Source organism: Streptococcus lishijunsis (assembly GCF_047290665.1).
Taxonomy (GTDB): Bacteria; Bacillota; Bacilli; order Lactobacillales; family Streptococcaceae; genus Streptococcus.
The window spans coordinates 11,427-25,794 of sequence record NZ_JBLBUC010000007.1; the positions used below are offsets into that span (position 1 = coordinate 11,427).

Genomic DNA, 14,368 nt, shown 5'->3' on the forward strand with positions numbered 1-14,368 from the left:
TTTTTAGTGTAAATGATACGCTTAAACCTGTCATTTCCTACGACCTTTATGATTTTTCAAGTTTAGAGTTCAAAATAACACCACCTTCAAGAGAAGATGGTGTTATTTTAACTAAGATAAACGCTACGATTGACTTTATGAGCCATACTATCATCATGCGTGATAAAGAGATAACTCACCTCTCTTTTGTCTCGGATTGCTATCAAGCGTTTTAAAATCGTCACTTTATGAATCATGTCAAGGCTGCTAAAAGCTTCATCAAAAATAATCACATCAGGATCTTGCAATAAGCTACGTGCAATTGCCAAACGTTGCAACTCACCGCCACTCAAGGTGCGCACTGATCGCTCTAAGAGTTCTTTAGCTAAACCAAGCTCAGCTAATAGACTAATGAGTCTCTCATCATCTTTAGGCACTGGCACTTCCTCTAAGACATCTCGTACACTAAAGCTAGGGTCAATAGCTGTTTTACTATTTTGAAAGACGAGACTCATCTCACCACTAGCCACAACAGAGCCGCTATCTGCTTGCTCTAGTCCTAGGGCGATACGTGCTAAGGTCGATTTCCCAGCACCATTTTCGCCTCGAATAGATAACACCTCGCCTTTTGTGACACTAAGATTAACCTGCTCCAAAATAGGCTGACGTTGTGATGAAAAGAGGCCTCTTTTTTGCTGATAACCTTTAGAAATAGCAACCAGCTCAAGCACCTTCTCAAGACTCGTTGGAGGTTCAAAATGTAAAGCCGCCCACTCTTTTTGGGCTTTTTCTAGCTGTCCTAGAAAGCCCTCCGTCTGACTAGCTATTTCTGCTTTTGAGACTAGGCTCAACTTAGCATCATCCAATACCAAAATATCTTTGGCTAGGGCTCTAACCAGCTCCAAATCATGACTGGTAAATAAGAGCTTGGTGCCATTTGCCGTGGCTTTGGTCATCGTCTGGATAAAGTAGGTGACACCGTCTCTATCTAAAGCACTCGTTGGCTCGTCTGCAATAATCACTTTAGGATGATTGAGTAGCGCTAAAGCATAGACGATTCTTTGCAGTTGTCCTCCCGATAATTGATAAGGATAACAATCCAGAAGCCGACTATCAACTTGGCTCATCTCTAGCAGCTCTGCTATGCTTTCTTTGACATGCTGACTACCTTGGACTTTGATAATATCTGTGACCTGTGCTCTAATCTTTCGTTGAGGATCAAGGGCGTTTTGAGGGAGCTGTGGAATCACCCTAATCTCTTTACCTAGACAAAGCCTAGCCTTGGCATCTAACAAGCTAACACTGCCTTTATAAGTCAAGTCTGCACTCTTATCTCCAAGAAGCATTCTAAAAAGTGTTGATTTGCCACTACCACTTTTTCCTAGCAAGGCCAAACTCTCTAGAGATACAGACAAATCCTTCTCTTCTACAAGTGTCATCTCACCATTATAAATGCCTAATTGCTCAAACTTTAGCTCCATCATCTATCCTTTCTGATACTATCACCGAGATAATTAAGGCTGACAGTCACTAGAAAAATAGCCAGTCCTGCTGGCACCATCTGCCAAGGGTAAGAGACCGCCGATTCACTTGCGTCACTTAGCATACGTCCCCATTCAGCTGTCGGTGCCTGCACCCCAATGCCTAAAAAAGACAGTGAGGCAATACTAATAATCAAAGCACTCATGTCCATAGTCGCATAGACGATGAGATTTGAGAAAATATTGGGAAAGACATGATGCACTACTATCCACCAAGATGAGCGTTTTAAGAGACGCGAAAATGTCACATAATCACTCTCTAAAATCCGACGACTATCTGTTTTGATCATCTGTACATACCAAGGTAGCTTAGACAAGACAATAGCCAATATCAGACCTAAAAAAGTCGGCCCCAATAGAGCAATAATCATAAGACTCAACATCTCACTTGGCAAAGCTAAAAACAACGTACATATGCCTGTTATCACCGTATCAACAATCCCTTGACAAAGCGCCGCTAAAAGCCCCAACACAGCACCTATCACCAGAATCACACAAGTCAAAAAGACGCCTAATAGTAATGTCGATCTAGCACCATATACCATACGTGCAAAAATATCGCGCCCTAGAGCATCTGTCCCCAAAAGATGAACAAGATTTGGTGTTTGGAGTTTTTCAGAAAGACTAATAGCATTGGGATCAAAATGACTCACAAAGGGCGCCAAAATGGCAAGAAAAATACAAACAAACAAAAGACCGACACATATATAGGCTAACTTATCCTTATGGATACTCATAACTTCTCCCTCATATTAAATCGTTGATGATAAGCTTGACAAATCGCATTTAAGACTAAAAATAGTGCTGTCATGATGCAAATATAGCCTTCTATCAGTGGAAAATCACGATCCTCTATGGCTGTGATGCATAAAGAACCCATACCTGGAAACGAAAAGAGCGTCTCTACAATCACACTACCTGCTAGTAGCTTAGGAAAGCTGATACTTAGCGATGACAAGGTTGAGGTCAAGGAATTTCTCAAAAGACGCGCTTTTTGGTAACGCCTTGACATACCACTGTAGCGATAATAAAGCATATAATCTTTCTCTTGATTACTTAACAGCTCACGCCTGATCAAGCGAATATAAGTCCCTAGATACATAGCTGTCATGGTTAATAAAGGGAGTATGAGACTGCTTGGTGTGACTTCTAATGACGCAATAGGAAACCAACCTAGGCGAGCTGCAAAGAGCGTCAGTAAAATCAAACCTAACCAAAACGACGGCAAACTACTAAACGTCAATAATCCAAATCTAAGCGTACGCTCCAACCAGTGATCTTTCAAGCTCAAAAAGACCTTAGCATAAAGCCAAACGATAACCGCAATCAAGATAAGAGTCAAAATAGTCAATAACAGCGTATTAGGTAGGACCTCAGCAATCAACTTTGTGACAGACTCTTTCTGGACATAGCTTGTCCCTAAATCCCCATGGCAAAGTCTAGCTAACCAAGTCACATACTGGCTAAACAGAGGCTTATCTAGACCTAATCGTACTTTTTCAGAAGCTATGGCTTTCGCTGAGACAGCGATACGATTAGCATGAAGAGAGCTTATCGCTAAGTTAGGGTTAGCTGCGACAAAGAGAAAGAAAGATAGCGTGACAATGACAAACCACATCACCACAAGACGCAATAAGGTCTTTAGAAACTGAAAAACAGGCATAACGGTTTCATCTCTTATTTCTTAAGATTTAAAATACATATGAGCAAATGGAATTTCATATTGTGACGTAGGGAAGTAAATCCCTTTTAGCTGACTGCAAGCAACGGCTTTGGTACATGAAAAAGAAATAGGCACATAAACATACTCATCAGAGATATAAGTCATCACTTGACGATAAGCTTCTTGTCTATCCTCGTCATTTGTTGACAGAATAGCTGTCTTGATTTCTTGATCTAACCACTCTTTTTTAGCAAGGCCTAGCTGTGCTTGATAGTCTCCATGACCATTACCACTGACCGCCCAAGAAGACAAGTAGGTCTGTGGGTCATAAGGGGCTCCCCAAGATAAGGAGTACTGCATATCAAAATCACCGTCTTTTTGACGAGCTAGATAAGTCTGCTTATCCTCAGAAACCACATCAACCTTGATTCCAATCGCTTTTAGCTGACTTTGAATGACTTGGGCAATGCTTTCTTCTTGAGCATTTTGAGCATTACATGAAAAAGTAAGGCTAAGCTCTCTACCATTTTTGGTGCGATAGCCTGTCTTATCATCCAAGACATAGCCAGCTTTATCCAAGATGCTATTGGCTTTTTGGGCATTATAAGTGATTTTTTTCAAATCTATCTTATCCATATAAGGTGCGCTGCTTGGAAAAATGGTATTCGCGACTGTCTCCACGTTATCTAAGACACCTGAGACAATTTCCTTTTTATCAATACCGTAGGAAATAGCCTTACGCACAGCAATATCTTTTAGCGCACTGCGATTAGTGTTTAAAAGGACTGATCTAACCGCATTTGGCTTACTGAGGTAAACGCTAAAGTGGCTGTTATTTTTTAAGGATTGTAGCGTGTCAGAGCTAAGCTGATCGCCATCACTTCCGTAAATCAAATCAATGCTACCCTTCTCTAGAGCCAATTGTAAACTTTGAAACGAGCTAATAACTTGCCAATCAATCGTTTTAAGTTTGGGTTTATCCCCCCAATAATAAGGATTTTCACTAAAGACAGCTTCTTTATTTTGCTTATGAGAACTAAGCTTATAAGGCCCTGTCCCGATATAGTCTGTCACACCATCTTTGGTGCCCCCATTTTTAAACGTCTTAGGCGAGGCAATACCAAAGGGACGCACCAAGCTAAGCTCCGTCAACGTCGGATAATAAGAACGCTTCAAGGTCAGAACAAAGGTAGAATCATCTGCTGCATTGGTATCTGCGATTTCATTGATAAGCCCCATCCACGAATGGCGCTCTTTGTTGGCTAAAACCGCATCAAAATTAGCCTTGACATCCTGAGCTGTCAGCTTATCCCCATTTGAAAATAAGACATTCTCACGCAGGTGAAAGGTGTAGGTCAAGCCATCATCGCTGATATCCCAGCTAGTAGCAAGGGCTGGTTTGATGTCTGTTCCATCACAGGCAACTAACCGCTCATAAATCATATTTTGCGCAGCCATCTCACCACTGTAGAGATGCGGATTCAAATCACCAATATCTTTGGTCGAACCATAGTGAAGTGTGCTGTTACTCTTACTAGAGGCATGAGCCTCTGGTGTTGTCACCATCACACATAATAAGCAGGCTACTAATAAGCCATAGAATAACTGTCTTTTGTTCACGTTTTAGTATCCTTTTCTAGCGATAATAGCAAATAGAGGGGTCGCATTAAAGTTAAGTTGTTGTTCTTTAGTCAAAACGGCTTGATTGATATTTTTAGTCACCGTTAGATGACTAGAACTTGGCAGCAAGTCTTTTAAAATCGTAAAATCCCAGTGCGGACGCTTATGAGCACTTAGCGGTAGGTGTCTTGCAATTGACTCCATATCTGAGACATCTGTGTGGATATAAAAATCATAGACACCCTCTTCTTCCACCACTTTGCGGTCTTGTTCATAAGCTGCTTTTGCCTCTTTATCAAAGAGATAATTGTACCAATTAGCATCGACATTGATTAACAGACCGCCTGGGCGTAAAATCCTGAGCCACTCCTTATAAGCTGCTCTAGGGTCTTCTAAGTTCCACGTGAGATTACGACTCACCACGACATCCACACTCTCATCTTCATACTCTAAATCAAGGGCATTCATTTGTTTGGTGGTTAGCTCAACCTCTAGCTTTCTAGCATTTCGACTAGCTTCGTTTAGCATGGCTTCATTCATATCAATCGCATCAACAGCTAAGCCTTTTTGGGCGAGCAAAATCGCTAAAAAGCCAGGTCCTGTCCCGATATCTACTGCCTTTTTGAGAGGGATATCTGCTTTTTTCAAAGCTTTAGTCAAGTAATTGTCCCACTCTTTACTATTAAGGTGTGTCAATTCGTCAAAATGCTGCTTGGCATAACTTTTGGAGCGCTTAGTCCAATAAGCACTATTTGCTCTTGTTAAGGGAGATTTCATAACTTACCTTTCTTCTTGTTTATCATTTCCTAGCATCACATAAAAGCCAAAAGCTACAGCCATCAGACCAAGAATCATGTTGAGTACCACATAGCAAAAAGCCACTAGCAAATGATTGGTTGACATTAAGCTCTCAATGCCAGAGGCAAAGGATGAAAAGGTTGTCAAACCGCCACAAAAACCTGTCGTTAAAAACTTATTACCGGCTTGCGACATACGCTTTTTCATCACCATAGCGCTGACAGCAGCTATGATAAAACAGCCTGCTACATTAACACATAAAATGGCAAATGGGTCTGAAATGGCCTTTCCAATAATGGTTTCACACAACCAACGAACTGCTGCACCCAAGGCTGCACCTAAGCCGATTAAGAGATATTTTATTCCAGTAGTCATCTTGTCACCTCACTTAAACCAAGCTTGTAGGGCTAATCCTAGAAAGACACAACAAATACATAAGACACAACTACCTATCCAGTAGATAATAGCTCGTTGGTCATGGCGGTTAGCAAATAGCTGATACACTTCTAAACTAAAGGTTGAAAAGGTCGTTAAACCACCACAAAAGCCTGTTATCAACAAGACGTTGCTAGCATTTGACATTCCCTTAGTCGCTACGATACCAAGAAAAATACCAACTAATAAAGAGCCAATCAGATTAGCTAGTAAGGTTCCATAAGGATAGCTGTCTTTTTTTTGATTAAAGACATCAGCTAAAAGGGCTCGAAGACACCCTCCGAAAAAAGCTCCCACACCAGCTAAGCAAAATTCTACAAATCCCATAAGCCACCTACTATCTTATCTTGACACCTGTTTTACGCAGGTTAATCGGCTCAAATGATTTGATATGTTCGCGGTAAAAGTTGATAAATGCCCAGACTAAGTGACGATTATCATGATAAGTGTCACCCAGTATGCGCAATACCACACCACCTGTAATACGAGTTAGACCGTATTTACAAGTTGTCTGCATATCATCTAAGAGGTCATGCATCTCTGCTATCATCGCATCACTCAAGCCATCATCAATAATCACAACTGAATTAAAATTAGTACGTCCTTCAAAATAACCTAGCTCTGCCATCAAGTCATCTTCTGGCTGACAAAGCAAAAAGTCATTTAATAAAAGTTTGCCGTCTTTTTTTATCTGCGTCTTAAGTCCTACTCTATAATATTTAAAAGGATCACCATCTTTTGACCAGCCACCTGTAATCCCATCTGTCAAAATCAGACTAGAGCCTTTTGCCATGGTGATTTCAGTATCTTGGAGATAATAAGCGGACTCGTAAGGGACGACCTCATCAAGATAATATTCTAAGGTGGCCCCTTCTTTAATCGTAATCTCTGTTTTTTGCTTAGTTTCTAAGCGCTTGTCACACTTATAGACATAGTTAGGTGCTTGACTGGTGATAACAGCATGGGCATCCTTATCTAGGTGCACTGTCTGCAGATAATCCTCACCTTCAACATAACCGCCACCTGTGGAGATAAAGAAGTAAACAGGGACGACTCCTGTGTCCATGATGGCAGAGGAGACACGTGAATTGCCCTCACGGTAGATACGCTCTGCCACTGTTCTATCATCACGTTTGACAAAACGCATATCAATATATCCGTCACGCTCTTTCATATTATAAATCCTCTAACAAGCAATTCTTCTTAATCCAGTCAATAACATTATTTAGACCGTCATCTTTTTTCAAGTTGGTAAATAAAAAGGTACCATCTTTACGGAATTTTTCAGAGTCTGATTTCATACGGTCTAGATCTGCGCCGACATAAGGAGCAAGGTCGATTTTATTGATGATAAAGAGATCTGATTTGATCATCCCTTGTCCAGCTTTACGTGGGATTTTTTCACCCTCAGCCACATCGATGATATAAATTGAAAAATCAACTAATTCTGGGCTAAATGTCGCTGCTAGATTGTCACCGCCACTTTCTAAAAAGATAAGGTCTAAATCCTCAAAACGCTCCTCTAGCTCCTCAATTGCAGCAAGGTTCATAGAGGCGTCTTCACGAATAGCTGTATGAGGACAACCACCTGTCTCAACACCGATGATACGATCATCATCAAGCACTGAATTTTTCAACATAAATTCAGCATCTTCTTTGGTATAGATATCATTGGTGATGACAGCAAGATTGTAATCATCTGCCATATGGCGTGTTAAGCGTTCGATTAACATTGTTTTACCTGATCCGACAGGTCCACCAACACCGATTCTAACTGCACGTTTCATTAGTTTTCTCCTTTGTCTTATGACATAAATAAACGAGCTTCTTGTCGTTCATGTTTGATTTGAGCTAATTCTAATCCAACAGAGTTAGCTCCCAAATAATAAGGATCTAAATCAAGAACCTCTTGATATAAGACTCCTAGCTGTTTGATAAGCTGGTTTAAAATAACTTGCCCTTCTTTTTGCCCTAGAGGCACGGCACGAACGGCATTTTGCACTAAGGTTGAGCCGACACTGTAGCCGTACATGAGAAAAGCTTCTTTTAGCGGAACCTTTTTATAATGGGCAAAAATAGCAAAAACAATAGCGGGATTACCACAAGCCCTAGACGCTTTAATCGCCTTTTGATAAGCCTCTAAGTGAGGGATGCTAGTACCGTATAGGTCTTGAAGCAAAGATAGCATTTGTTTGGCAATCAAGCGCGTGCCACTTCTTGTTTCAGAAGCGATGGTAGAGGCATCCATAATCCTGTCATTAGCTAACAACTGCTCAAAATCATCAGCCTCAAGAGCCCCATAAGTCAGCTTAATCAAAAGCCCTTCACCACAACGAAACTGGGTTTGGTAATAATTTTTCAACCAAATGGCAAACTCATGCCCTTTTTGAATGGTACGCTCAAACAAGTAATGTTCCATCCCAAATGAGTGGTTAAAACTCCCGATAGGAAATGTGGAATCACAGACTTGAAAGACATCTAAATAATCTAAAAAATTCATTGGCCTACCCATTTGATAAATTAACGTATTGCAATGGTTGATCTAACTCAATAGCCTCTACCACATAAGGAATATCACGCGCGCTCAAGGTCTCAGCAACAACCTTGTCAAATAGCAAAGCAATGCGCCCATCACTCACTTGAACAGGCTTATGAAGATTACCTAGCATATGAGCAATGACACCCATCTCATCAATATCTTTAGGCGTCACTATCAGCATCTCATCAGCAATCACACTAAGCACCAACAGTTCCTTATCAGATAATTTAAAAGCAGAGCCATTTTCCAGACGATTACTTGTCTCAGACAAGCGAATACCGTAGTCATTGCCGTGGTCTGTTGTCACACGCAAGATACTCTTCATCAGATCATCGCTCTTAACCATGGCTGTTTCGATATGAAAATCAGATAGATTATCAATCTCATCAACCGTACTAAACACTTCGGTTAAAATCATTGTTTTCTCCTTTTAAAAAAAGAGAACCTAAGCCCATTTTTGTATTCAATTGACTTAGGTTCCATACTAGCATCGCTAGCCAAATAAAACATAAAATGTAGTGAATCTTAAAACACTAACCATGCTCGCCATTAAACGAATCATTTAATAACGTGATAACACAGTTTGCTAAGAGGGAGAGCGCATAGTTAGTGCCTTCATCATCTATTAGAATAAGTAGTAACGTTGTGCCAATGACATGGTATTGGCTGGGTCACAAGTAATCAACTTGTCATCAATCGTTACTTCAAAAGATTGTGGGTCAATCTTAATGGTTTTTGGAATGTAGTTGTTGAGTTTCATGTCACGTTTTGTAAGATTACGTGTATTGTGTACTGGAAGAACAATCTTTTCAAGTCCAAGTTCTTCTTTAATGCCGTGGTCATAGGCATATTGAGACACAAAGGTAATGTTTGTAGAACCTACAGCTCTACCTTTAGCACCGTACAAGTCTTTCATCATACGTGGTTGAGGAGTTGGAAGACTTGAGCTAGCATCACCCATAACACCATAGGCAATCATACCACCTTTTAGGACCATCTTAGGTTTTGTCCCAAATTTAGCAGGTTCCCAAATAACAAGGTCAGCAAATTTACCAACTTCAACAGAACCAATGTAATCTGACATACCATTGACAATGGCAGGGTTGATAGTATATTTAGCGACATAACGTTTGATACGGTTATTATCGTTAAAGGCACTATCACCTTCCAAACTACCACGTTGAGCTTTCATCTTGTCCGCTAATTGCCAGCAACGCATAGCAACCTCACCGACACGACCCATAGCCATAGCGTCAGAAGTCATGACAGACAAGGCACCCATATCATGAAGAACATCTTCAGCCGCAACGGTTTGTTTACGAACACGTGATTCCGCAAAAGCGACATCCTCAGGCACTTTTGGATCAAGGTTGTGACAAACCATAGTCATATCAAAGAGTTCGTCGATAACATTTTTAGTGTATGGGTTGGTTGGGTTGGTTGATGATGGCAAGATATTTTCTTGACCAGCAACAATCATAATATCTGGAGCATGTCCCCCACCAGCACCCTCTGTGTGGAATGTGTGGACAGTACGTCCCGCAAAGGCATTCAAAGTATTTTCAACAAATCCACCTTCGTTCAAAGAGTCAGTGTGGACAGCGTATTGCACATCATACTTATCACAAGCACGAAGGGAATTATCAATACCTGCCGCAGTAGCACCCCAGTCTTCGTGTGTTTTCACGGCTGCAGCCCCTGCTTCGATTTGTTCTTCAATAGTACGTGGATGTACACCAGCACCTTTAGCCATCAAACCAACATTAATTGGAGAAGCATCAACAGCTTCTAGCATACGGTGAATGTGGAATTTACCAGGACTAGTAGTTGCTGAGTTAGTTCCATCAGCTGGTCCAGTACCTCCACCAAATAATGTGGTAATACCATTATCAAGCGCTGCATGCGCAAGACCTGGTGAAATGTAGTGAACGTGAAGGTCAATACCACCAGCAGTCACAATCAATCCTTCACCAGAGATAGCTTCTGTACTAGCTCCAACGATAAAATCAATATTATCCATAATACCTGGGTTACCACCCTTACCGATAGCAATGATTTTACCGTCGCGAATACCAATATCAGCTTTGATAATACCAGTATAGTCAATAATAGTGGCACTAGTAATGATTGTATCAGCAACCATTGGATTGCTTTCGCGTGTTTCATTAGGATTGACACCCATACCATCACGAAGCACCTTACCACCACCGAACTTGCTTTCTTGTCCGTGTACAGTGTAGTCTTTTTCAATAGCCGCAAACAAATTTGTATCACCTAGACGTACGCTATCACCCTCAGTTGGGCCGTATAGTGAGGCAAATTGTTGTCTATCCATTTCAAAACTCATAATATGTCCTCTTTCTAGTGCTTGTCGCGTGCTTCATTTTTATCTTTGTCAAGATAACCATTAACACGGTTATTAAATCCAAAGACGCGACGTTTACCGCCAAAGTCAATTAGTTTGACTGTATGTGTTTCACCAGGTTCAAAACGAATGGCAGTACCTGCTGCGATATCCAAACGTTTCCCCCAAGCTTTTTTGCGATCAAACGTCAAACCTTCTTCATTGGCTTCATAAAAGTGATAATGAGATCCAACTTGAACAGCGCGGTCACCCGTATTTTTAACTTCAAGCGAGATAGCATCGTAGCCCTCATTATAAGTTACAGTCTCTTTGGCTAACTTGTATTCTCCAGGAATCATATTTATACCTTCTTTCCTAGTTTAGCGAATTGGGTCATGAACAGTAACCAATTTGGTACCATCAACAAAGGTCGCTTCTACTTGAATCATTGGAATCATTTCAGAAACACCTTCCATGACGTCAGCACGTGTCAAGACACGTCCGCCCTCATCCATCAACTGAGCAACAGTTTTTCCAGCACGGGCACCTTCTAAGATATAACTCGTAATCAAAGCTACACTTTCTGGGTGATTTAATTTCACGCCGTTTTCTTTTCTTTCTTTAGCAATCATACCAGCTAAAGAAATCAACATTTTTTCACGTTCACGTTCTGTAAGTTGCATACCTACACTCCTTCTTTAGTGAAACTATAAGTTATAAGACAATAGGTTGAGTATCTTGTGATACCCTCTCTATGATTATTTAGGCCATTTATCAAGTAACATCAAGAATCCTGGAATCCAAGCTGTGACGATACCTTCTATAATGCCTAGGATACCGACGAATTTACCCAAGTTAACTTTCATGTTACATTCGATAAATCCTGTGAGCCATAAGATACCCCATGCCCACCAGATAAGGCCATAAATCCAATTTCCACCGTATCCAGAAAAGCATAGTAGGCCAGCTGGAATAGAGTTGATAGCTACAAATAAGCTATACCAACCGTAGAGACGATTGTCAAAGTTAAAAATCGTATTGATAGCCGTATATAGGTAAGTAAAGGCAAACAAGAGACCTGTTGCACTGGCGTAAAACCATAATGCATCTTGATTGGTACAAGCTCCGTATCCGATAGCAATGATATTAAGTACTAAGCCTAGACCACCAGTGAAGATATTCATGACGACGTTGGATTTATCGTCTGAACCTTGCAGGCGGTAAAACCCGTTACTCATCAGAACCATCCCGACATACAATAAAATGACACCTAGCATATATTCTCACCTCCTTTCAATGCTATTGATATTAAAGATCGTGATCATAAGTTGTCTCATCAAGTAATGTAGCATCTAAGCCTTTAGCCACATCTTCATCACTTGGGATGATATTAGTAATAGCTCCCAAGACTTTCAAGATGATAAAGGTCAAGATAAAGCTATAGACAGCTACCAAAATAACACCACCAACTTGAATCATAAATTGATGCCAACTGGCAGCAACACCATTGACAGCCTTATCAGCTAAGATACCGATGAGGATACTACCAGTGAAACCACCAATACCATGAACACCCCAAACACCAAGTGCATCATCCCAGCCACGTTTTTCTTGAAGAGATAGAGCTAAGTTACAAATAATACCAGCTACAATCCCTACGATAATCGCCATTTGTGGACGAATGTAGCCTGCACATGGTGTGATAGTCGCAAGACCTGCAACTGAACCTGTCAACACATCAATAAAATCGACACGTCCTCTGACAAACTTAGCATAAATCATCCAAGTCACCATACCACTAGCTAGACCGATAAAGGTATTTGAAAAGGCGATGGCGGCTAAGCTACCTGCTTTGAGGGCTCCTCCTGAGTTAAAGCCAAACCAACCAAACCAAAGAAGACCTGTACCAATAGCGGCTGCCATGAGATTACTTGGTTTCATGGAAATGTCATCTTGATGCCTACGCCCCAAGACAAAGATTGCTGCTAAAGCCGCAAAACCAGCTGTGGTATGGATAACAGTCCCACCAGCAAAATCAACAAAACCGAGTTTAGCTAAGAAACCAGAACCCCAAATCCAGTGACAAACAGGAATATAAACTAAAATAGTCCAAATCACCAGCAACCAAATGTAGCCCTTCATATTAAGACGTTCGGCAAAGGCACCGCTCATTAACGGCACGGTAATCACACAAAACATCAACTGGAAGGCAAAAAAGAGGATAAAGGGAATGGAAGCCGCGTGAACACTATCAGGTACAAAACCGACATGAGCAAGCCCAAAATAATCAGAGATAGAGCCGATAATGCCACCAAGGTCTCGACCAAACGCTAAGCCAAAGCCACCATACATCCAAATCAATGTTACAATCCCCATAGAAATAAAGGACTGCATCATGATGTAGAGTACACTACGCTTTCGAGCCAACCCTCCATAGAAAAAGGCAAGCCCTGGTGTCATCAAGCACACCATAGCTGTCGCCAGCATCATGAAGGTGGTATCACCATAATTCATTATGAAAAATCCTTTCTGTAACTAATAAAGTAGAATAGACACCTTAGCCCAACCATAATGCATCTATCAATAGGCGATTAACGAGGTCTAACTGCCATTCAAAACAGCTCCCCTATTCATATGATTCATTATCATTTGACTCATCAGATAGGTGTTCGTTACCAAAAGTCGTTGGGTAGCTATCCTCGTGAGTCACAGATGCTAAACCTATCCTTCTAAATATTAGTTATTTATTATAATCGACTCATAAATTAGATATAAGTAAATTACGGTTTTAAGTATACTCTTTTAACTAAGAATTGCAAGTTTTTCAGAAAATGCCAAAAAGCCCTTTGTAACGGGCTTCATGGTCTATTTTTTTATGAAAAGTGAGACAATTTTTACGCTTTTTTAAACACGCTTTGACAAAGCGTGTATTTTTTCAAAATAAACAATCCTAAGATATTTGCGGTATCAAACGCTTAAAACGGTTTCTTATGTTTATTTTCAGATTTCTTGATGAGAACAAACTACACACTCCTTAAAGCTTTGTACATCCATACAAAGTCCTCTCTCCATTCATCCAAAAACTAAGAGTAAGGCCCTCTTTACTACACAAAACTCACAAAAACATCAGAACAGCCAACCCTATCTGCCATAAAAAAATAGCCCCGAGGGCCTACTTCTCTATACTCTAAAGCGTCTCCTTAAAACAATCAGCTCCATTCGAAACAACATAGCTCTAAAACACCGCAATAGGAACAGAACCATAAGCATCGGTTTTGGAACCATTCGAAACAACATAGCTCTAAAACTGCCTAATTTCTAGAACAGCTGTAATCTGTGTTTTGGAACCATTCGAAACAACATAGCTCTAAAACTGCCTAATTTCTAGAACAGCTGTAATCTGTGTTTTGGAACCATTCGAAACAACATAGCTCTAAAACTTCACAACC

The 14,368-nt window shown here is 40.7% G+C and carries 16 protein-coding genes and 1 CRISPR repeat array (1 of these 17 running past the window's edge); all 16 genes read right to left on the bottom strand.

Features of this window, described 5'->3' with window-relative positions:
• Positions 1 to 107: 107 nt before the first annotated feature.
• Entirely contained in the window at positions 108 to 1,463 is a 1,356-nt protein-coding gene (locus tag ACLN19_RS04315) for an ABC transporter ATP-binding protein (RefSeq protein WP_413383655.1), read from the bottom strand.
• Positions 1,460 to 2,257, bottom strand: a complete 798-nt coding sequence (locus tag ACLN19_RS04320) for an ABC transporter permease (RefSeq protein WP_413383657.1) — start codon at positions 2,255 to 2,257, stop codon at positions 1,460 to 1,462. The genes ACLN19_RS04315 and ACLN19_RS04320 overlap by 4 nt, the downstream gene beginning before the upstream one ends.
• Positions 2,254 to 3,183 (bottom strand): ABC transporter permease, encoded by a 930-nt coding sequence (locus ACLN19_RS04325; RefSeq protein WP_413383659.1) that lies wholly within the window; start codon positions 3,181 to 3,183, stop codon positions 2,254 to 2,256. Before ACLN19_RS04325 ends, ACLN19_RS04320 begins: the two co-directional genes overlap by 4 nt.
• A 21-nt stretch (positions 3,184 to 3,204) precedes the next feature.
• On the bottom strand, positions 3,205 to 4,803 hold the full coding sequence (gene nikA, locus ACLN19_RS04330; RefSeq protein WP_413383661.1) for a nickel ABC transporter substrate-binding protein: 1,599 nt from the start codon (positions 4,801 to 4,803) through the stop codon (positions 3,205 to 3,207).
• Positions 4,804 to 4,806: 3 nt separating this feature from the next.
• A complete protein-coding gene (locus ACLN19_RS04335; RefSeq protein ID WP_413383663.1) occupies positions 4,807 to 5,580 on the bottom strand; it encodes a class I SAM-dependent methyltransferase in 774 nt (257 codons plus the stop codon).
• Positions 5,581 to 5,583: 3 nt separating this feature from the next.
• On the bottom strand, positions 5,584 to 5,976 hold the full coding sequence (locus ACLN19_RS04340) for a fluoride efflux transporter FluC (RefSeq protein WP_413383665.1): 393 nt from the start codon (positions 5,974 to 5,976) through the stop codon (positions 5,584 to 5,586).
• A 9-nt stretch (positions 5,977 to 5,985) separates the two neighbouring features.
• A complete protein-coding gene (gene crcB / locus ACLN19_RS04345) occupies positions 5,986 to 6,363 on the bottom strand; it encodes a fluoride efflux transporter CrcB (protein WP_413383667.1) in 378 nt (125 codons plus the stop codon).
• Between the two features lie 10 nt (positions 6,364 to 6,373).
• Positions 6,374 to 7,210 carry an urease accessory protein UreD gene (locus tag ACLN19_RS04350; protein ID WP_413383669.1) on the bottom strand — a complete coding sequence of 279 codons (837 nt, stop codon included), beginning with the start codon at positions 7,208 to 7,210 and terminating at the stop codon, positions 6,374 to 6,376.
• Between the two features lies 1 nt (position 7,211).
• Positions 7,212 to 7,823 (bottom strand): urease accessory protein UreG, encoded by a 612-nt coding sequence (ureG, locus tag ACLN19_RS04355; protein WP_413383671.1) that lies wholly within the window; start codon positions 7,821 to 7,823, stop codon positions 7,212 to 7,214.
• Positions 7,824 to 7,840: 17 nt separating this feature from the next.
• The gene (locus ACLN19_RS04360) at positions 7,841 to 8,536 is read right to left on the bottom strand and encodes an urease accessory protein UreF (RefSeq protein WP_413383675.1); all 696 of its coding nucleotides are present in this window, start codon (positions 8,534 to 8,536) and stop codon (positions 7,841 to 7,843) included.
• Between the two features lie 4 nt (positions 8,537 to 8,540).
• Entirely contained in the window at positions 8,541 to 8,993 is a 453-nt protein-coding gene (locus ACLN19_RS04365; protein WP_413383677.1) for an urease accessory protein UreE, read from the bottom strand.
• Positions 8,994 to 9,200: 207 nt separating this feature from the next.
• The gene (gene ureC, locus ACLN19_RS04370; RefSeq protein ID WP_413383679.1) at positions 9,201 to 10,922 is read right to left on the bottom strand and encodes an urease subunit alpha; all 1,722 of its coding nucleotides are present in this window, start codon (positions 10,920 to 10,922) and stop codon (positions 9,201 to 9,203) included.
• 14 nt (positions 10,923 to 10,936) lie between these two features.
• Positions 10,937 to 11,278 carry an urease subunit beta gene (locus ACLN19_RS04375; RefSeq protein ID WP_413383681.1) on the bottom strand — a complete coding sequence of 114 codons (342 nt, stop codon included), beginning with the start codon at positions 11,276 to 11,278 and terminating at the stop codon, positions 10,937 to 10,939.
• A 21-nt stretch (positions 11,279 to 11,299) separates the two neighbouring features.
• Positions 11,300 to 11,602 carry an urease subunit gamma gene (locus ACLN19_RS04380; RefSeq protein WP_413383684.1) on the bottom strand — a complete coding sequence of 101 codons (303 nt, stop codon included), beginning with the start codon at positions 11,600 to 11,602 and terminating at the stop codon, positions 11,300 to 11,302.
• A 75-nt stretch (positions 11,603 to 11,677) separates the two neighbouring features.
• The gene (locus ACLN19_RS04385) at positions 11,678 to 12,196 is read right to left on the bottom strand and encodes an AmiS/UreI family transporter (RefSeq protein ID WP_413383686.1); all 519 of its coding nucleotides are present in this window, start codon (positions 12,194 to 12,196) and stop codon (positions 11,678 to 11,680) included.
• A gap of 31 nt (positions 12,197 to 12,227) precedes the next feature.
• Positions 12,228 to 13,433 (bottom strand): ammonium transporter, encoded by a 1,206-nt coding sequence (locus ACLN19_RS04390; RefSeq protein ID WP_413383688.1) that lies wholly within the window; start codon positions 13,431 to 13,433, stop codon positions 12,228 to 12,230.
• A gap of 692 nt (positions 13,434 to 14,125) precedes the next feature.
• A CRISPR array of direct repeats spans positions 14,126 to 14,368; the repeat unit is 36 nt; unit sequence GTTTTGGAACCATTCGAAACAACATAGCTCTAAAAC; it runs 783 nt beyond the window's last position.